The organism is Ruegeria sp. YTSC003 (assembly GCF_059609785.1).
This window is the reverse complement of record NZ_JBXWMK010000002.1, coordinates 426100-445627: the sequence shown is the minus strand read 5'-3', so window position 1 is coordinate 445627 and position 19528 is coordinate 426100. Positions and strand designations below refer to the sequence as shown.

Genomic DNA, 19528 nt, shown 5'->3' with positions numbered 1-19528 from the left:
TCGCGCCTGAGAGCAGGGACAAAGCATGGCAACTCATGAAAATGCCGAAGAACTCTGGGCTGTGCGCCTGGCCGAGCGGGTATCGGGATTTCTTGAAAAGCCCGTAGTCCGAATCGCGATACCGATTCTGGTTACCCTTATTGCCCTGACTGTCCTTCATGAACTGTCTTCGCACGTCAAATGGGCCGATGTAAAAACGGACGTCGCGAACACATCGTGGAAACTGATGTTTTTCGCCCTGTGCTGGACGGCAGTCAGCTTTTTGTCACTGTCACTTTACGATGTGTTTGCCGTGCAAAGTGTGGCAGATGGCGAGGTCCCTTTGCCTGTCGCAGGCATGGCTGGCGCCTGTGGCTACGCCGTGTCCAATTGCCTTGGGTTTTCCTACATTACTGGCACGGCGATCCGGTATCGGATCTATGCGTCCCTGGGTCTTGATCTAGGTCGGGTTGCGGGGGTGATTGCCACATCCTGGATAGCATTCTGGTCAGGTTTCATTCTGCTTCTGGGTGGGTTGCTAACCTTTCATCCGGATGGAGTGTCCAAAGTTCTGCCCATAAGTGACACCGTCGAAACCGTGATGGGACTGTGCCTGCTTGTGGGTTTCGCAACGCTGTTCACTTGGCTGTCCAAGGGCGGACGCAGACTGGCCACCGGTGGTTTGGGTTTCAATCTGCCGGGCGGCAAGTTGCCGGGATTGCTGACGCTGGCGGCTGTGGGCGACCTGTTTGGGGCGTCCATGACGCTGTATGTTTTAATGCCGGATGACCTTGGGGTCGGGTTTCCGTTCTTCTTCACCATTTACATTGGCGCCATTGCAGTCGGAATTCTCAGCCACGCTCCGGGTGGGATTGGCGCATTTGAGGCGACTTTGATCGCCGGGCTAGGGGCCTCGGGGCGGTCTGATGTGATCGCGGCCCTGTTGCTTTACCGGTTGATTTATACCTTCCTGCCGTTCGCCATTGCGACGCTGTCCATCGCGGTGGCTTCGGCCCTGACGCACCGACATCACATCAGCGGAGCCGCCACGTGGGTTTACCGCGTGATCCGTCCGATTGTGCCGATGGTCGCGGCCGGTGTCGCAGCTGTGGCGGGCGTCATTCTGCTGGTGTCCGGGGCGTTGCCTGCAGGCAGCGAGAACCTTAGCGCATTGCGGGACTTTCTGCCTTTGTCCTTCGTTGAAGCTTCGCATCTTGCCGGCAGCGCTGTTGGAGTGTTGCTGATCCTTGTGTCACGCGGCCTGTTCCGCAAGCTGTATCGCGCATGGATAGTGGCCATGCTGCTGATGGTTGCCGGGTTCGTCGCATCGCTGGCCAAGGGTCTGGATACGCACGAAGCGATCAGCATGTTGGGCACTATCGCCTTGCTGGCCACGTTTCGCGGAGCGTTTTACCGGGTCAGCGGGGCCTCGATATTCCGTCTGAACATCCCGTGGCTGGTCAGCGTGGTCGCCTTGCTTCTGGTCGTCTTTTGGGTCGGGCTGTTTTCCTATTCGCATGTCGAGTACCAGAACGCCTTGTGGTGGGAGTTCGCATGGAACGGTGACGCCTCGCGCTTTTTGCGATCCAGCCTTGTGGTGGCGGTTATTCTTGGTGTGGTGGCCGTGAATTCTTTGTTCGGGCGCGAGGTTCCGGAACCGGTCCGGACGGAGATCCCCGAGGTTGTTGAACGTCTGGTCATGGCAAGCGAAGACACCGAGTCGCAGATTTCACTGACCGGCGACAAGCAATTCTTGATTTCACCGGACGATGACGCATTTCTGGCTTATGCCGACACAGGCAATGCGCTGATCACCAAGGGGGAACCGGTTGGGGATGAAACCGCCGGAAAGCAACTGATCTGGCAACTGCGCGAAATGGCGGACCGCGAGGGCAAATTGTGCGCCTTCTACAGCGTATCGACTAAGTACTTGCCGACGTTTCTGGATCTGGGCCTGTCTATTCTGAAGATCGGAGAGGTCGCGCGCGTGCCGTTGAAGGATTTCTCGCTGGACGGCAAATCTCGCAAGCGGTTCCGTCAGGCCAAGAACCGGGCCGAACGCGAAGGGTATGTGTTCGAGATTATACCGAAGGAAAACGTGGGCCCTGTGTTGCCCGAACTGCGCAAGATTTCAGACGATTGGCTGGAGCATAAGGCGGGCGAGGAGAAGGGGTTCGCCTTGGGCGGGTTTGACGATGAATACCTGTCCTATTTCGATTTCGCGGTGCTGAAGAAGGCAGATACGGGAAAGATCGTCGCCTTCGCCAACCTCTTCCAAGGCGGGAACAAGTCCGAATTGTCGTTGGACCTGATGCGGTATGAGCCGGACGGGTCAAACTTTATCATGGACGCCTTGTTTGCCGAGATGATGACCTGGGGGGCAGAGCAGGGGTTCCATTGGTTCTCGCTGGGGGCGGCGCCGTTTTCGGGAATAGAGAACCGGCAACTGGCGTCTTTCTGGAACCGCGTCGGCGGGTTCCTATATGAGCACGGCGAGCAGTTCTATCACTTCGAAGGGCTGCGATCTTTCAAGCAGAAGTTCGATCCGGAGTGGAGCCCGAATTACCTCGCCAGCCCCGGTGGTCTGGCAGCACCACGTATTCTGTACGAGGTGAACATCCTGATTTCAGGCGGTTTGCGCGGGCTGACGAAGTAACACTCAGTTCAGACTGGCACGGGTTGGGGTTTTCTCCAGAAGATCGCCCCAATCTGTGCGATATGCCATTTCGGCTAGAACGGTTTCTGGTAGGAATTCTTGGTTCTGCCGGATCTGCCAGCCGCCACCCAATCCCTTGTAAACCGCAACCAGATTGCTGGACACCTGCTGGCGGGCCTGAATCAGATTGGCTTGTGATCGCAACAGGGCTGTTTGGGTGTTCAGGATACGCGAATAGCTTGCGATACCGTCCCGATACTGGTCGATGGCGATATCAGCCGCTTTGCGCGAAGCCGCGACGCTTTTTTCATAGAAGCCAACTTGCTTGCGAGATTGGGCATAGGCCACCATGGCGCTTTCAACCTCGGAATAGGCGGTCAGGACAGTGTTCTGGTAATTGGCGATCAACGCCTGATAGGCCGCATCCTGCGCGCGGACGTTGTTTTTGATCCGGCCATAGTTCAGCACGTTCCAGACCACACCGGCATTCGCGAGCCCGGTGTTGCTGCCTGCTGAAAACAGATCTTGCCCGCCCGAGGCTTGCAGGCCAATAGCACCTGACAGGATAAATTGCGGATAAAGGTCGGCCAAAGCGATCCCGACCTGCGCTGATTGCGTGGCCGCTGCCAACTCGGCTGCGCGAACGTCTGGGCGGCGGCGCAGAAGCTCGGCGGGGACACCGACGGACACATTCGTACGCGCAGAGGGGATCCGCCCGGAATTGCCTAGTAGGCTGGTCATGCGGGACGGCGTGGTTCCCAACAGCACGGCCAAAGCATTTTTGGCCTGTTGTAGATCACTTTCAATCTCTGGCACCAAGGCCTTGGTATTATTCAACAGGGCCGTGGATTCCTGTACGTCCAGCTCGGTTGTCACGCCATTTTCAAATCGCAATTGGGTCAGGTCCGCTGATTCCTGTTGCAGCTTGATGTTGTCGCGCGCCACGGCTAGCGACTCCTGCAAGGCGCGAATGTTGACATAAAGCGCCGCAACATCGCCGGTCAGGGTGACAAGCGCGTCGTCATAGTTGGCCACTTGCAGCGCCAGATTGGATCGCGCGGCCTGAACGCCACGACGTTGCTGGCCCCACACGTCCAGTTCCCATTGGGCATCAAAGCCGACCTGCGAGGTCGAAAACTCGGTGTCCAACGGAATGATCCGGCGGATATCGGAAATCGGTCCGAGGTTGTCGCTGACCTGACGGCGTTCAATGGATGCACCGATGGCCTGCGATTGGGGATAGAGCTCGCCGAACGCGATGCCCAACTGCGCGCGCGCTTGCAAGACGCGGGCACCGGCGACCTGCAGGTCAAGGTTCTGGGCGTAGGCCTCGGCGATCAATTTATTGAGGGTGGGGTCGTTGAAGGTCTGCCACCATTTCACCACCGGAGCGCTGCGCGAGGTCAGACCGCTTTGACCAGTGCTTGGGGTGTTGACCTCAATCCACTGCTTCACGACCGGAGAGCTTGGGCGCACGAAGTCTGGGCCAACTGGCGCACAACCGACCAGAAGGGCGGCGCATAGGGCTGTACCCATCAGTCGGCGGTAAAGTCTGGCCCGGGTCATCATTTGCGTCCTTAAATATCCAGTGGTCGAATGAAGTTGGCGAAGGAATAGAGACGAATGTTGATCCGCCTTAGGAACTCAAAGCTTTTGCCCTGACCGGTATAAATCGCCACGGCCGCGTGACCACCGGCAGGGAAGGTGTGCCCGTCCGGGATATCGACCGAGATTTGCACGGCAATGCGTCCGGGCAGTTTTGGCAGCTCAAACCCCGGCAGGCGGCCAGACGGCAAGTACTGACCTTGTCGGGTTGCCCACCAGATTGCCTCGACCTTGCCGGTCAGGATTTCACCCGGATACAGATCAAGGGCTACCTCAACGGGTTGGCCGACCTCGACAAATTTCAGGTTCTGCTGACGGTAGGTTGCAAGAATGTAAGGGTTATCCTTGGTGACAAAGCTGGCAATGGCGCCCAGGCGAATATCGCCGACGACCAGACCGGGACGGGCTTGTTGGGACACGATCATGCCGTCTTCGGGGGCGTAGATTGTTGTGTTGTCCAGGAAGTACTGGGCCTTGTCTAATTGCGCCTGCGCCTGAAGGATGCCGGTGTTCACGCCGTCAATCTGGGAATCCAGCGCCAGTTGCGCCTTTTCCAGATTGGCCGTGGCCTCTTTGACCTGAGCCTGATCCTCGGTCACCTGTTCGTTCCAGCGATCCAGCTCGTCCTGACGCGCACCACCTGCGGGTACAAGATTTTCGTATCGGGCTTGCTGCGTCTGTGCGTAGGCAAGTTGAGCGTTGGCACGCTCAATGGCTTCCCCTGCGGCAATGACGTCCTGTTCAAGGATCTTGGCGTTCTGCTCGGCCGCGACCAGTTGCGCTGTGGCTTCCTCAACTTCAAGCGCGAACACAGTATCGTCGAACCGATACAGTGGATCGCCCTTTGTGACTTCGGTATTTGGCTCGACCAGTACCTCAGTCAATATCGTCGGTTCGGTCAGCCGTGGGACGATCTGGATGGTCGAGCGGACCACGTGGCTGTCGATAGAGAACGGCTGAAAGAACCGAAGGGCGACAAGGAAGATCAACAGCAGGTGCGCACCGACCCAGAAGGATACGATGCCCCACATGATGTTGAACTTCAGCCACTGGAACTTGAAGAAAATAAGCCAGACGAAAATGATGTAGAAAAGCGTAATGCCGAGGGCGACAAACATATTTTGTAGTTTCCTTTGGCCTTAGCTCTTTTGCGTCTCTTCCGGATCCAGCGGGTCACGGTATTCTTCCGTCAACTCACCACCCAAGCGCTTGATTTCTTTGCGAACCGCCTCACGCTCATCATCGGGCATACGGCGGATATCGACCACCGTTCCATCGTGGAACGCCCAGATGAAGGCATGGACCCAGGGTACGATGGCGAGAAACCCCATCCATCCCATGATCTTTATCGCCTCGGCATGAGGGTGGTTGCGTTTAATTGCGATGCGGCCGGGCAATCCCATCACGAATAGAAACAGCGCCATGACGGCGGCCAGCAGCAAGATCAACGCAACAAATGTCAGGTAGTCATAGTAGCCAAGCGGCTGCCCAAGTAACCCCATCTTCGTGCCTCCGTTCGGGAAGGTTTTCCCATCCTCAATTGTTGGAGCCCAGTTCGTCAATCACTTTGTAGGTGGTTGGCGGGTCAGCGCAAATGCCAGGACCACATTCAAGCAGTGTCGAGCCGGCGTTCAGAACAGCCAAACCAAACATGACAAAAAAGGCTGTTTTGGCCAGTGTGCTTCCGCCAAACCGCGGCTGCTCCGAAGTGTCGTCAGCGTATTGGCGATCAAACAGCAGCATAACCGCGGTGCCCAACAGGATCAGGAAAAAGCAAATGGCCGCCCACGTATAGTAGTGCAGCCCTAACACGGGCGAGCCGTAATGACCCGTGCCGGGAACGATATGCAGAAGGATCTGGCGGACAGAAACGCTGCCGCCATAAAGCGCTGCGATTAACATCAAAGCATAGTGCTGCGGCCGCGCGCCGTATAGCAGGTTCAACCCCAGCCCAACGCCCACGGCGACAAAGCCGACGCGCTGCAGCAGGCAAAGCGGGCAGGGCAGTTCGTAAAGCGTCAGTTGGTAAACAAAGGCCAAAAGCAGCACCAGACTGACGGCCAGCATGCCCATGGCGTTCAGGGTTCGGGACAGTTCTGGTGTCATCACCGCCCCCTACAACTGGATGGTCAATTGGCTGGTGGCGTGGAATTTCAGCCAGTACACACTCAACGCCAGCGTGAAGAAAAACAGCGCATTGGCTGCCGTTGTTTGTTGAAAATAATTCAGCCCCATGGTGGCTGTAAGTAACGCAAATAAAAGCGCTATCATGGCCCGGTTCTCCCCTTCCGTGCAACGACCGCAATATCGCGATACTGTCAGGCACTGGGAGGTCTGGCAAGAAAACTCTTACCCAGTTCACCTTTTAGGAGAACTGCTTAGGGGGCTATTGGCACACGCGAAGGTCGGTCTTCCACGCCTGACACCTCTTGCTTAGGCGGTCCGTCAGAGGCCGGTCCGTGTAGAACGTGTCGATCTCAGCCAATGAAGTGATACGCGCGGGGGCTGCACGCTGAAACTTTGAATGATCGGCCACAAGAAAGGTGCGCCGTGTCTGGGCCAGGATCGTTTGGCTGACCTGGACCTCTTGAAAATCGAAATCCAGTAGGTCGCCATCGGCATCAAGTGCCGAGCAGCCGATGACCGCATAGTCGAATTTGAAGTGCCGGATGGTTGCGACCGTCAGATTGCCGACCAGCCCGCCATCCGATCTGCGCAGGACACCACCCGCGACGACGATTTCGCAATCGGTGTTCTCGGCCAGAATATTGGCGACATTCATGTTGTTTGTGACGACCATCAGGTTCTTGTGGTTCACCAATTGGCGCGCAACCGCCTCGGTCGAGGTCCCGATATTCATGAAAACCGACGCGCCGTCCGGGATGTCTAGGGCGCAGGCCGACGCAATGTGCGCCTTGGCCTCATCGTTCAGGGCCCGGCGATCCTCATAGCCAATATTGGAAACGCCTGAGCGAATGACGGCCCCGCCATGAACCCGGTCCAGCTTCCCCAGATCCGCCAGCTCAGACAGGTCGCGGCGAATGGTCTGAACCGTGACCCCGAACTGAGCGGCCAGGTCATCCACCATCACACGGCCATCCTGTCTGGCGATGTTCAGAATGTCTGACTGACGAAAGGAAAGGGACATGGTCGGCTCCGAAACGGTGTGTGTTCGTTTTTGTTCTAATTTCGAAGGGTTTCCAAGAGATCTGATCGACCACACACTTGAAACACTTCGATTTGTGGTGATAAAACGAAAATAAACGAAAGTAAACGTTGACGAAACGCGCGTTCATCGGGTTAATGAGCCCGGTTTTTCAAACAAAGAGAATCATCCGGACATGGAACGGCACACGGACAAGGTCACGGACCTTTTCATCATTGGTGGTGGGATTAACGGGTGCGGAATAGCGCGCGATGCGGCCGGGCGCGGATTGTCCGTGACATTGGCCGAGATGAACGATCTTGCCTCGGCGACGTCTTCGGCCTCGACCAAGCTGTTTCATGGCGGCCTGCGGTATCTGGAGTACTTTGAATTCCGTCTGGTGCGCGAGGCGTTGATCGAGCGTGAAACCCTGCTGCGGGCAATGCCGCATATCAGCTGGCCGATGCGGTTCGTGTTGCCGTATCACAAGGATATGCGGTTCGATTCTGAAACGCCGACATCGCGACTTCTCAGCACAGTAATGCCTTGGATGAAGGGACGGCGCCCGGCGTGGTTGATCCGTCTGGGCCTGTTTATGTATGACCATCTTGGGGGGCGCAAAATCCTGCCGGGGACAAGCTCACTGGATTTGCAAAGCGCGCCGGAAGGCAGGCCGCTGCAGGACAAGTTTCACACAGGCTACGAGTATTCCGATTGTTGGATTGAGGATTCACGGCTGGTTGTGCTGAATGCCCGCGATGCCGAGGCACGTGGGGCGAATATTCTGGTGCGGACCGAAGTTCTGGCGGCCAAACGCGTCGATGATCTGTGGGAAATTACCATCCGCGATAAGCACAGCGGCGACACGCAGACGGTGCAGGCTAAAATGCTAATCAACGCAGGTGGACCTTGGGTTGGGGACATCATCCAGACCAAGATCCACATCAACTCTCGTGAAGGTGTGCGATTGGTGCGCGGCAGCCATATCGTGACGCCTAAGCTTTATGATCACGACAAGTGCTATTTCTTCCAAGGTGAAGACGGGCGCATCATTTTCTCCATTCCGTATGAGCGCGATTTTACGCTGATCGGCACAACGGATCAGGATCACCCAGACCCAGCAGAGCCCCCGACCTGTACGGAGACAGAGCAGGACTATCTGTGCGCGTTTGCCTCGAAGTATTTCCAAAAACCGGTTACGCGCGATGACATCGCGTGGACCTATTCCGGTGTGCGTCCGCTGTATGACGACGGGGCCAGCAGCGCCACTGCGGCAACGCGGGATTATACACTAAAAGTTGACGCGCAGGGTGGGGCGCCAGTGCTGAATGTCTTTGGCGGCAAGATCACCACCTATCGGCGTCTTGCCGAGAGTGCGATGGACAAAGTGTCAGAGCATTTCCCCGATCTTCCCGGCCCCTGGACTGCAGGCGTTTCGCTTCCGGGCGGCGATTTTCCAGTTGGTGGCGTACCGGATTTGGTCGAGGCACTGTCGGCCGACTACCCGTTTCTGGATCGTGTCTGGGCGCAACGACTGGTTCGCGCCTATGGCACTGAGGCCAAGACAATTTTGAGCGATGCCAAGTCCGCATCGGATCTGGGCGAGGACTTCGGCGCGACGCTAACCGCACGGGAATTGGCGTGGCTGATGGACAAAGAATATGCGCGCACGGCTGAAGATGTTGTTTGGCGCCGAAACAAGATGGGCCTGCGGTTAAGTGCCGAGCAAATCGCCGGCATTCAAGGCTGGATGGATCGCAAAACCGAACCCGTCGTAGTGAACGCCTGACCAAAAAAGTAAAAGCCCCGCCAGTTTGGCGGGGCTTTTGTTTTGGATCACGCGGCCTCTTCTGATGAGCCCGGATCATCCTTGGTTCCCTTGATCCATTCCCGCATCCCTTGCAGCAAGGCGTATAGGACCGGCACTAGGATCACGCCGACCAAAGTGGCTGCCAGCATCCCGCCGAACACGGCGACACCGATGGCCTTCTGACTGGCGGCACCCGCGCCGCTGGCCGCCAGAAGCGGCACAACACCCAACAGGAAGGACAGGGCCGTCATCATTACCGCACGGAAACGCTGATAAGCGGCCTCGGCTGCGGCGTCTTTGACCGACAACCCCTTGGCGCGTTGTTCCATCGCGAATTCAACGATCAGAATGCCGTTCTTTGAGGCCAGCCCCACAAGCATGATCATCCCGATCTGCGTATAGAGGTTGATGTCGCTGCCCACGATGGCCACGGCCGCCACCGCCCCGAACAAGGCGACGATCACCGATAGCAGGATCGACACGGGCAAGGTCCAACTCTCGTATTGCCCCACAAGGAAGAGGTAGCCGAACAGGATCGCCAGCCCGAGGATGACGACCACCAGACCACCGGTCGCCAATTGCTGTTGTGCAGTACCGGTCCATTCAAAGGCATAGCCCGGGGGCAGGGCAGTCGTGGATTCCTCGGTCATGACATTAATCGCGTCACCGGTGGATAACCCAGGGGCCGGAACCGCCGTTACGGTCGCCGAACGGAACAGGTTGTGACGTTTCAGCAAGACCGGACCCAGTACGTTTTCGACATCGATGAGCGTACCCAACGGCACCATCTCACCCTTGGTCGATCGCACATACAGGTTCGCGATATCGTCGACATTATCACGATATGAACCGTCGGCCTGGATCATCACGCGATACACACGTCCGAACAGGTTGAAGTCGTTCACATAGTATGACCCCAACTGCGCCTGCATCGTCTGGAACACCTCGGCCACGGACACTTGTAGCGTCTTGGCCTTTTCGCGGTCCAGATCCACGAACAACTGAGGAACGTTGGCCCGGAATGTGGTGTAGGCCTGACCGATTTCCGGTCTTTGGTTGGCTGAATAGACGAACGACCCAACGGCCGAGGCCAGATCCTGAGGCGTACCGCCTCCGGTCTGCTGCACCTCCATCTCGACGCCAGCCGAGTTGCCCAAGCCTTGAATGGGTGGTGGGTTGAACGCGATGATCGATGCAGCGGATTCACCATAGGCTATCGCCAGTACTTTCTGCAGGATCGCGTCAGCGCTCAGGTCATCCTCTTTCCGTTCATCCCAGTTGTCGAGGTTCACAAAGATCGCGGCGCCGTTTGTCGTTGTGCCGTTCAGGATCGAGAAGCCGTTGATCAGAACTGTGCTTGCGACGCCGGGGATCTGTTGGATCTGTGCGTCGACACGTGCAGTGACCGCTTCGGTCCGTTCCAACGTCGCAGCATCTGGCAGTTGCACATCCACGAACAGATATCCGTTGTCTTCAAGCGGAAGGAAGCCGCTTGAGGTGTTGGACATGATTGTGCCCGTACCCATGGCCAGCGCCACGATGATGCCCAGACCAACGATAGGCAGGATCAGTAGTTTCCGGACTATGGCGACATAGCCACTGCGAACACCACCGATGAAGTTCTCGAACACTGCCAACAGCCCTTTGGGTGGGCCGGATCGCGCCTTCAACACCAACCCGCACAACGCAGGCGACAGCGTCAACGCGTTGATCGACGAGATCACAACAGCGGTCGAGATCGTCACAGCGAACTGCGAATAAAGCCGCCCCGAGATGCCGGGCATAAAGGTGACGGGTACGAACACCGCCAACAGAACCAGCGTTGTCGCAATCACCGGACCGGTGATCTGCCCCATGGCTTTGCGCGTCGCCTCGGCAGGGGGAAGGCCTTCGTCTGCGATAATCCGTTCGACGTTTTCAACCACAACAATCGCGTCATCAACCACGATGCCGATGGCCAGCACCAAAGCGAACAATGAGATCGTGTTCAGCGACATGCCAAACAGCAGCAGGAACGCAAAGGTCCCGATCAACGACACGGGGATTGCAACCGCCGGAATGATCGTCGCGCGCCAGCTTCCAAGGAAGACAAACACGACCGAGATCACCAGAATGAAGGTCAGGATCAGGGTCGTGACCACGTCATTCAGCGACTGATTGACAAAGTCCGTGGTGTTGAAGGGTACGGCGTATTCCACATCCGTCGGGAAGGTACGTGACAACCGCTCAAGCTCGGCCTCGACACGGTCCGACACGGCCAGCGCGTTCGCGCCGGGTGCCTGGTAGATGCCGATCACCGTGGCTGGCACACTATCGAAATAGCCCGAAGCCGCATAATATTCTGCGCCCAGCTCGACCCGCGCGATGTCCTTGACCCGCACGATTGAACCCGCATCTCCGGTCCGGATGACAATGTCGCCGAACTCTGCGGCCGAGGTCAGGCGGCCCTTGGTTTTGATCGTGTATTGAAAGGTCTGCCCTTCCGGGACTGGAGGAGCGCCGATGGAACCGGCCGAAACTTCGACGTTTTGTTCCCGAATTGCATTGATCACGTCACCGGGTGTGATGGACAAAGCAGCCATCTGATCCGGGTCCATCCAGATCCGCATGGCGTATTCCAGATTGGTCAGAACGTCGGCTTTACCCACACCCTGAACACGCGCCAACGCGTCTTTCAGGTTGATCGAAGCATAGTTGGACAGAAAGACACTGTCATACGTCTCATTCGGCGAGGTCAGCGTCACCAGCAACAGCATGTTGGTGGATGCTTTTTGAGTGACCACACCAGAGGAGGTCACTTCGGCAGGCAGGGACGACATGGCCTGAGCCACGCGGTTCTGCACGTTTACTGAGGCGATGTCCGGGTCGGTGCCCACTTCGAATGTGACGTTGAGCGAATAGGATCCGTTATCTGCCGAGGTCGACGTCATGTAGATCATGTCGTCCACACCGTTGACCTGCGCCTCGATCGGAGCGGCGACGGTGTTTTCCACGGTTTCGGCGTTGGCGCCGGTATAGGTGGTCGTCACGCTGACCACCGGTGGCGTAATGTCCGGGAACTGAGCGACCGGCAGAACCAAATAGCCGATGCCGCCCATGATCGTCAGGACAAGCGAAATAACAAGCGCCAGCTTGGGCCGGCTAATGAACAGGGCTGAGAACATCCGTTATTCTCCCGGCTGTTCAGAGGCGACGACGGCATCCACCGCAACGCCCGGGCGAACCCGCTGCAGGCCCTCAACGATCACGCTTTCACCTTCGCGCAGACCATCTGTCACAATAATCGCGGTCCCAACCACGTCGCCAGTTGTGATATAGCGCTGTTCGACCATCTGCTTGTCATTCACCACCAGCACGAACTCACCGCGCTGATCGCGTTGCAATGCGGCCTGAGGGACCAGCACCTGAAGGGTGGGCTCCAGTGCTTCGATCTGAACGCTCAGAAATTGTCCGTCGATGATGAACCGGTCCGCGTTGGGGAACTCGGCACGCATAGTAATTGCGCCTGTCAACGGGTCGATGCGGTTATCTACAAAAACGATCTCGCCTGTTTCGTCCAGCTTGGTTCCGTTGGGCAAGGTGAGGTGCACATTCGGGCTTTTGTTGCTTTCAGCCAGTGAAGCTGCGCTCTCTCCAACCTGTTCGAGGACCGAGGTGAATTGTTTTTCGTTCAGCGAGAAATTTACATAGATAGGGGCTTCGCTTACCAGGTTGACGAGCGGGGGGTTTGTTGGTCCGACAACGTCACCTACGCTGGTTTCTACGCGCCCAATCCGCCCGTCAAACGGAGCGTGGATTTCGGTATAGCTCAGGTCCAACTCTGCTTGTTGGATGGCAGCGTGAGCGGCCTTGACCTCGGCCTCGGCGACCAGTTCATTGGCGCGGGCGATGTCACGCTCGGACTCCGGGGTGGCATCGCGTTTGTACAGCTCTTCCTTTCGGGCCAGATCGACCTTGGCAAGCTCCAGATTGGCCTCGGCCCGGTCCAGATCGGCTTTCCGGGCCTCCAGGGTCGCCTCATAAAGATCGGGTTCGATGGTGAACAACAGGTCGTCTTTTTTGACAAGCGCGCCGTCTTCCACATCCTGAGTTTCAAGAAAGCCGTTCACGCGGGCGACAATATCCACCTTGTTAATGGCCTCGGCGCGCCCGATGAACACGGCCTCATCGGTAATTTCTTCAGTATAGGCCGCTGCAATAGACACTTTCGGCGGCGGCGCGTCGCTTTGATCCTGGGCCAGCGCCGTGAACGAGGCGCCCAAACTGGTCAGTGCCGCGATGGCCAAGACCGGACCTCTGTGTCGAAAAAATGAATTCTTTAATGCAAGGGACATGGCGGGCGCCTCATTAGACCTAAGGATATTGCGCCGGGGCAGCTCTGTTGCCTCGACGAGTCGTGCTGATTTCTTGGCAGGATGGCCGTTTTGGAACTTTATCTCAAGCTTCTTGAATGCGTCAGCTGGGTGGTGTGCCCGGAAATTATTCCGGTTTCAGGCGGACTTACGCCAAGATCCTATGGAGTTTTGGCGCCTAATCCCGGTTTTTGCCCCATTTCAAATGAAAACGGAGGCCAAATGGCCTCCGTAACAATGGTGTTGTGATCCAAAACATCAGTCGCGCTGTCCAGCGAACCTGGATTGCCATTCTTCGCGCTGTTCGTCGGTGATCTTGGCGAACAGAACGTCTGGTACCGTGAATTCGTGACCGGCGGGCAGGGCGTCCAGCGCGGCTGCGACATCGTCAGGCCAACTGGTGTCCAATGTGTTCATTGCGCTCAGCATCTTGGCCGAGGCTTCAGGGATGAACGGTGCGCTGAGTACGGCGTAGAGGCGGATCAGGTTCAGGCCCAGACGTACCTGAGCGGCGGCCTGTTCAGGGTCTTCCTTGAAGGTCGACCACGGGGCAGCAGCTTGCAGGTATTCGTTGCCCGCAACCCAGATCGCACGCAGTTCCTGCGCGGATTTGCGAACCTCCATCGCCTCCATATGCGTTTCATAGGCGTGGACGCGTTTGGTCAGTTCATCAATCAACGCGTGTTCGCGATCGCCAAAAGCGCCACCTTCAGGAACTGCCTCACCAAACTTAGAGCGGCAGAACTTTGTAATGCGGCTGACAAAGTTACCCAGAACATCCGCCAGGTCCTTGTTCACCGACTGTTGGAAGTTCTCCCATGTGAATTCGCTGTCGCTGCTTTCTGGTGCATGGCTCAGCAGCCACCAGCGCCAATAATCGGCTGGCAGGATTTCCAGCGCCTGATCCATGAACACACCACGGCCTTGGCTGGTCGAGAACTGACCACCATCGTAGTTCAGGTAATTGAACGACTTGATGTAGTCGACAAGCTTCCAACGTTCAGATGACCCAGATTCTTCGTTGTACGTATTGGTGCCCAAAATTGTCGCCGGGAAGGAAAGGGTGTGGAAAGGCACATTGTCCTTGCCCATGAACTGGACATAACGGACATCATCCGCCCCTTTGTCGGTGCGCCACCAGCGCTCCCAGTCGGCCTCGGTCCTGCCGTTGGCATTCGCCCATTCCTTCGCGCAGGCGATGTATTCGATCGGCGCGTCGAACCAGACGTAGAAGACTTTGCCCTCCATGCCGGGCCAGTCCTGATCGCCCTTCTTGACCGGTACACCCCAGTCCAGATCGCGGGTGATGCCGCGATCCTGAAGACCGTCGCCGTCATGCAGCCATTTCTTGGCAATCGAGGTTGTCAGGATTGGCCAGTCGCTTTTGCTGTCGATCCATGCATCCAGCTGATCTTTCATCGCTGATTGACGCAGGTACAGGTGTTTGGTCTCGCGCACCTCCAGATCAGTTGAACCGGAAATGGCCGAGCGCGGCTCGATCAGATCGGTCGGGTCCAACTGTTTGGTACAGTTTTCACACTGGTCGCCCCGCGCGCGCTCATATCCGCAATTGGGGCAGGTGCCTTCGATATAGCGGTCAGGAAGAAAGCGGCCATCGGCGTTGGAATAGACCTGTTTTTCGCCGACTTCGCGGATCAGCCCAGCATCGTCCAGCTTCCCGGCAAAATGCTGGGTCAGCGTCTTGTTCTGCTCGCTGGACGAGCGGCCAAAATGATCGAAGCTCATGCCAAAACGCTTGGCGATATCGGCCTGAACTTCGTACATGTCCGCGCAGTATTCAGCCACTGGCTTGCCCGCTTTCGCTGCGGCCAGCTCGGCGGGTGTGCCGTGTTCGTCGGTGGCGCACAGGAACATGACCTCGTTCCCCCGGCCACGCAGGTAGCGCGCGTACAGATCAGCCGGCAATTGCGAGCCGATCAGGTTACCGAGGTGCTTGATCCCGTTGATGTAAGGGATCGCTGAGGTGATGAGAATTCGAGCCATGTTCCGTTTCCGCGTACTGTCTGCGCGCCCGTCTACATTATGTTACCGGCCAGCAAAACCCCGGCTTTGGTTCGGACGTCATTTTAGGCACGGGTCGCCGGAAAAATCGGACTGAGTTGCAGCCTTGGATTGCGTCGCCTTCATCGCATGCAATACCCCAGAGTTGTAAATTGGAATCACAAACTCTTGAATTTTCACAATGAGTTCCCATCTATCATGTATACCACAGTATACAATAACGAGGGCAAACAACTGATGTTCGACTTTCTGCTCGAGGGTGCATTTGCGCCCTTCACTTTGGCGCTTGCGCTTCTGTTCGGCCTGCTTGTGCTGGAACTGATCGCATTGGTCCTGGGTGGAAGCCTTATGGCGGGCGAGGGCGAGGTTGATCTGGACGTTGTTGACGCCCCGGATCTCGATGTTGGTGATTTCGATCTGGATATCGATGCCGATGTCGACCTAGGTGACTTTGAGCTGGCCGAGGTCGAAGCGGACGCGCCTGGCGCGGCCCCTTCGGGACCCTTGGCGTGGCTTGGGATCGGCAAAGTGCCGTTCATGATCTGGCTGGTTGTTCTGCTGGCGGGTTTTGGCCTGTCCGGTATGGGCCTGCAGTTGGCGCTGCGCGATCTGCTTGGCTTCGACCTGCCTGCCTGGATGGCCGCGATCCCTGCCGGTGCCTTTGGTCTTTGGTTTGCACGTGGCTTTGGCGGGGTCTTTGCCCGCTTGCTGCCCAAAACCGAGACCGAGGCAATGTCCGAACGGATGCTTGCTCGCCGCCGGGGCGTAATCACCCAAGGCACCGCTTCGCGCGGACGCCCGGCTGAGGTGCGTGTCATGGACCGCTTTGGCAACGCCCACTACCTGCGCGCTGAGCCGCTGCAGGACAAAGACGCGCTGAAGCAAGGCACCGATGTGCTGGTGCTGCGCGACCGACGGCGCGACCGGTTCGTTCTGGTCGGCATGTCTGAATAACCAAAATTTCTAACCCCATCACGGAGGATTTTGCATGGAACTTGAATTCCTAGCCGTCATAGTTGTGACCATTCTGGCAGTAGTTTTGTTTATCGGCCTTGTGCTTGGCCGTCTCTATAAACGCGCGACCCGAGAGATCAGCCTGGTGAAAACCGGTGCTGGCGGTAAGAAAGTCATCATGGATGGTGGCGTCATCGTCGTGCCGTTGCTGCACGAAGTCAGCCCGGTCAACATGAAAACTCTGCGCCTTGAGGTTCAGCGCAGCGGCGAGGCCGCTCTGATCACCAAGGACCGGATGCGTGTCGACGTGGGCGTCGAGTTCTACGTCTCGGTCATGGCGACAGAAGAGGGCATCGCACGCGCAGCCCAAACACTGGGTGATCGCACTTTCGACGTCGAGCAACTGCGCGAGATGATCGAAGGCAAACTGATCGACGGTCTGCGCGCTGTTGCGGCTCAGATGACGATGGACGGTCTGCACGAAAACCGCGCTGACTTTGTGCAAGAAGTGCAGAATGCGGTGTCCGAGGACCTTTTGAAAAACGGTCTGTCACTGGAATCCGTCTCGCTGACGGCGCTGGACCAGACGCCGTTTGAGGCTCTGGACGAAAACAACGCCTTTAATGCTGTGGGTATGCGCAAATTGGCCGAGGTGATTGCGACCTCAAAGAAAGAGCGCGCGCAGATTGATGCCGATGCCGAGGTCGAGGTGCGTCGTGCTGCGATGGAAGCTCAGCGTCAGAAGCTGTTGATCGAGAAGGACGAAGAGCAGGCGCGCATCGAGCAAACGCAGCAGATCGAAACACTGCGCGTGGCGCAAGAGGCCGAGGTTGCAGCCCGGACCGAAGACTCGGTACGCGAAACGGAACGCGCACGGATCGGCCGTGAAGAAGCCATTCGCGCCGCAGACATCGAGCGTGAGCGTAAAATCCGCGAAGCCGAGATCTCGAAAGAGCGTGAACTGGAAGTGGCTGAGCAAGAACGCCAGATCATCATCGCGCAGAAATCCGAAGAGGAAAGCCGCGCGCGTGCATCTGCCGATCTGGCCCGCGCCGAAGCGACCAAGGCGACCGAGGCAGTGGCGACCGCTCAGAAGGTGGCCGAGGCCGAGCGTATCAAGCAGATCGCTCTGATTGAAGCCACGCGTGAAGCTGAACGTCAGGCGACGGCGATCCGACTGGCTGCGCAAGCTGACAAAGAAGCCGCTGCTGACCGCGCCGAAGCGCGTCGTGAAGAGGCACAGGCCGAAGCGGACGCTCTGAACATTCGGGCTGAGGCCAAGAAGAACGACATGCTGGCCGAAGCTGAAGGTAAGCGTGCGATCGTCGAGGCAGACAACGTGCTGTCAGTGGATCAGATCCGCATGAAGGTTGATCTGGCGCGGATCGAAACCATGCCGTCGATCATCGCGGAGATGGTCAAACCGGCTGAGAAGATCGACTCGATCAAGATCCATCAGGTTGGCGGTATCGGTGGCACCAATGGCGGCGGCGCATCGAACGGTGACAAGCCGGTCGTCAACCAGGCGCTGGACTCGATCATGGGAATGGCGGTGCAGATGCCGGCGCTCAAGAAGCTGGGTGAAGAGCTTGGCTTGTCGATGGAAAACGGTGTCGGCGGTGTCGTCAACGGTGCGCTTGAATCGACGGTTGAACCTGCCGAAGAAGGCGGCGTGATCGAAGAAGGATCGCGGACAGAACACTAATCGAAAGGGGCCGGGGTTTTCCCGGCCCTTTTTTATTGCCTTTCACGCGACCGTTTCAGCAGACGACCAATCGTGAAAGATGTGCGTGGCGCGTAGACATAGTTGGTCCGCTCTTCCGGTGTCGGGCGTGAGCGCATTCTGGCCAGACCAAAGATGATCAGGAAAACATGGCCGATCGCCACAAATGCAAATAGGGCTCCGGGTCCGAACTGCTGAATCAGTGTCGATGAGATATAGGGTGAGGCTATCGCACCCAAAGCGAACCAGAACATGAGTGCCGCGGAAAGCTCGACCCGTTCTTCTGCCGTTGCAAAGTCGTTCGCATGAGCGGAAGAGACCGAGAAGATCGGGAAGGTCGTCAGGCCAAAGAATACGGCAGCCAGCATGACGCCTACCGTTCCTGTTCCGCTTGCCGCCATTGTGACACCGCTGCTGACGACCGCAGCAACGGACAGCCAGATCAACACCCAGCGCCTGTCATATTTGTCGGCCAGCCAACCCACTGGGTATTGCGCCAGTGCACCACCCAAAACGAATGACGCCAGGAAGAATGCGATCTGGTCCACGTCCAACCCAACTTCCTGACCGTATACCGGACCAACCATCCGAAACGACGCAGAGCTGAGCGCCGCAACGATCACACCTGCAACAGCCAAGGGCGAGCTGCGCCAAGCCAGTTTGGGCTTTAGCCGAGGGGCGTCGGGTGTTTTTGGCTGGCTGGCCCGTGTCAACGTCAGCGGCAACAGGGACGCACAACACAAAATAGCCAGCAAGTTGTACGACACATAAGACGCAGGCGGCAGAACCGCGATGATCAACTGCGCGCACAAAGACGCGCCCATATCCGCAATGCGATAAGTCCCCATGGCGCGGCCGCGAGTTTCGTTTGTGACTTTGGCGTTCAGCCATGCCTCGATCACCGTATAGGCCCCGGCGACACAGGTTCCGGACGCGACCCGAAGGGCTGCCCAGATGTACGGGTTTTCGGTCAACGTATGCCCAATAAGACCCATCGCACCCAAGGCCGTGCAGACCGCAAAAGCGCGCGAATGTCCGACACTGCCCATCAGGCGGGGGGACCACCAGCAGCCTATGAAGAAGCCAACAAAATGAGCCGAACCCAACATACCGATTTGTCCGGTCGTGAACCCAAGCGTGATGCCCGAGATCGCATCCAAAGGACCAACGCCGCCCGTCGAGAGCTGCAGAAGAATGACAGAAAGAAACAGGGCGGCAAAAGAAATGATCGTGCGCATAGTGCGCCCAGCATTACCGCATCAGCCAGCGTTGCGCGTGATAA

At 57.5% G+C, this 19528-nt stretch carries 14 protein-coding genes; 4 read left to right on the top strand and 10 right to left on the bottom strand.

All coding sequences use genetic code 11. The annotated features are described in order from the left end of the window. Positions 1–25: 25 nt before the first annotated feature. On the top strand, positions 26–2635 hold the full coding sequence (mprF, locus tag AC2FFH_RS05925; protein ID WP_496843963.1) for a bifunctional lysylphosphatidylglycerol flippase/synthetase MprF: 2610 nt from the start codon (positions 26–28) through the stop codon (positions 2633–2635). Between the two features lie 3 nt (positions 2636–2638). Here the strand turns inward: mprF and AC2FFH_RS05920 are convergent, their stop codons facing one another. The 6 genes from AC2FFH_RS05920 to AC2FFH_RS05895 all read right to left on the bottom strand — a co-directional run bounded on the left by AC2FFH_RS05920 (position 2639) and on the right by AC2FFH_RS05895 (position 7388). Beyond that, positions 2639–4201: an efflux transporter outer membrane subunit gene (locus AC2FFH_RS05920; protein WP_496843962.1), complete on the bottom strand. Its 1563-nt coding sequence runs from the start codon at positions 4199–4201 to the stop codon at positions 2639–2641. Between the two features lie 11 nt (positions 4202–4212). Continuing rightward, positions 4213–5358, bottom strand: a complete 1146-nt coding sequence (locus AC2FFH_RS05915; RefSeq protein WP_058273814.1) for an HlyD family secretion protein — start codon at positions 5356–5358, stop codon at positions 4213–4215. A 21-nt stretch (positions 5359–5379) separates the two neighbouring features. Continuing rightward, positions 5380–5742, bottom strand: coding sequence for a DUF3302 domain-containing protein (locus tag AC2FFH_RS05910; protein WP_113788976.1), 363 nt, complete (start codon positions 5740–5742; stop codon positions 5380–5382). A gap of 34 nt (positions 5743–5776) precedes the next feature. Next, positions 5777–6346 (bottom strand): disulfide bond formation protein B, encoded by a 570-nt coding sequence (locus tag AC2FFH_RS05905; RefSeq protein ID WP_496766646.1) that lies wholly within the window; start codon positions 6344–6346, stop codon positions 5777–5779. Positions 6347–6355: 9 nt separating this feature from the next. After that, on the bottom strand, positions 6356–6511 hold the full coding sequence (locus tag AC2FFH_RS05900; protein WP_496766643.1) for a DUF5993 family protein: 156 nt from the start codon (positions 6509–6511) through the stop codon (positions 6356–6358). Positions 6512–6626: 115 nt separating this feature from the next. Continuing rightward, positions 6627–7388: a DeoR/GlpR family DNA-binding transcription regulator gene (locus AC2FFH_RS05895; protein WP_496776528.1), complete on the bottom strand. Its 762-nt coding sequence runs from the start codon at positions 7386–7388 to the stop codon at positions 6627–6629. Positions 7389–7581: 193 nt separating this feature from the next. Here AC2FFH_RS05895 and glpD point away from each other — a divergent pair, with 193 nt between their 5' ends. Next, entirely contained in the window at positions 7582–9174 is a 1593-nt protein-coding gene (glpD, locus tag AC2FFH_RS05890; protein ID WP_496776530.1) for a glycerol-3-phosphate dehydrogenase, read from the top strand. 47 nt (positions 9175–9221) lie between these two features. Here glpD and AC2FFH_RS05885 read toward each other — a convergent pair whose 3' ends face one another. The 3 genes from AC2FFH_RS05885 to metG all read right to left on the bottom strand — a co-directional run bounded on the left by AC2FFH_RS05885 (position 9222) and on the right by metG (position 15551). After that, a complete protein-coding gene (locus AC2FFH_RS05885; protein WP_496843961.1) occupies positions 9222–12359 on the bottom strand; it encodes an efflux RND transporter permease subunit in 3138 nt (1045 codons plus the stop codon). 3 nt (positions 12360–12362) lie between these two features. Further along, positions 12363–13529, bottom strand: a complete 1167-nt coding sequence (locus AC2FFH_RS05880) for an efflux RND transporter periplasmic adaptor subunit (protein WP_496722403.1) — start codon at positions 13527–13529, stop codon at positions 12363–12365. A 276-nt stretch (positions 13530–13805) separates the two neighbouring features. Further along, positions 13806–15551 carry a methionine--tRNA ligase gene (gene metG, locus AC2FFH_RS05875; protein ID WP_496776532.1) on the bottom strand — a complete coding sequence of 582 codons (1746 nt, stop codon included), beginning with the start codon at positions 15549–15551 and terminating at the stop codon, positions 13806–13808. Between the two features lie 216 nt (positions 15552–15767). Between metG and AC2FFH_RS05870 the strand changes: the two genes are divergently transcribed. After that, on the top strand, positions 15768–16523 hold the full coding sequence (locus AC2FFH_RS05870; protein WP_496766629.1) for an OB-fold-containig protein: 756 nt from the start codon (positions 15768–15770) through the stop codon (positions 16521–16523). A 34-nt stretch (positions 16524–16557) separates the two neighbouring features. Further along, positions 16558–18228, top strand: a complete 1671-nt coding sequence (locus tag AC2FFH_RS05865; RefSeq protein WP_496843960.1) for a flotillin family protein — start codon at positions 16558–16560, stop codon at positions 18226–18228. A 32-nt stretch (positions 18229–18260) separates the two neighbouring features. Here the strand turns inward: AC2FFH_RS05865 and AC2FFH_RS05860 are convergent, their stop codons facing one another. Then, a complete protein-coding gene (locus AC2FFH_RS05860; protein WP_496722411.1) occupies positions 18261–19484 on the bottom strand; it encodes an MFS transporter in 1224 nt (407 codons plus the stop codon). Between the last annotated feature and the right edge of the window lie 44 nt (positions 19485–19528).

Coding starts and splice junctions, on each gene's coding strand:
- mprF (WP_496843963.1), top strand. CDS start 26: ATGGCAACTCATGAAAATGCCGAAGAACTCTGGGCTGTGCGCCTGGCC.
- AC2FFH_RS05920 (WP_496843962.1), bottom strand. CDS start 4,201: ATGACCCGGGCCAGACTTTACCGCCGACTGATGGGTACAGCCCTATGC.
- AC2FFH_RS05915 (WP_058273814.1), bottom strand. CDS start 5,358: ATGTTTGTCGCCCTCGGCATTACGCTTTTCTACATCATTTTCGTCTGG.
- AC2FFH_RS05910 (WP_113788976.1), bottom strand. CDS start 5,742: ATGGGGTTACTTGGGCAGCCGCTTGGCTACTATGACTACCTGACATTT.
- AC2FFH_RS05905 (WP_496766646.1), bottom strand. CDS start 6,346: ATGACACCAGAACTGTCCCGAACCCTGAACGCCATGGGCATGCTGGCC.
- AC2FFH_RS05900 (WP_496766643.1), bottom strand. CDS start 6,511: ATGATAGCGCTTTTATTTGCGTTACTTACAGCCACCATGGGGCTGAAT.
- AC2FFH_RS05895 (WP_496776528.1), bottom strand. CDS start 7,388: ATGTCCCTTTCCTTTCGTCAGTCAGACATTCTGAACATCGCCAGACAG.
- glpD (WP_496776530.1), top strand. CDS start 7,582: ATGGAACGGCACACGGACAAGGTCACGGACCTTTTCATCATTGGTGGT.
- AC2FFH_RS05885 (WP_496843961.1), bottom strand. CDS start 12,359: ATGTTCTCAGCCCTGTTCATTAGCCGGCCCAAGCTGGCGCTTGTTATT.
- AC2FFH_RS05880 (WP_496722403.1), bottom strand. CDS start 13,529: ATGTCCCTTGCATTAAAGAATTCATTTTTTCGACACAGAGGTCCGGTC.
- metG (WP_496776532.1), bottom strand. CDS start 15,551: ATGGCTCGAATTCTCATCACCTCAGCGATCCCTTACATCAACGGGATC.
- AC2FFH_RS05870 (WP_496766629.1), top strand. CDS start 15,768: ATGTATACCACAGTATACAATAACGAGGGCAAACAACTGATGTTCGAC.
- AC2FFH_RS05865 (WP_496843960.1), top strand. CDS start 16,558: ATGGAACTTGAATTCCTAGCCGTCATAGTTGTGACCATTCTGGCAGTA.
- AC2FFH_RS05860 (WP_496722411.1), bottom strand. CDS start 19,484: ATGCGCACGATCATTTCTTTTGCCGCCCTGTTTCTTTCTGTCATTCTT.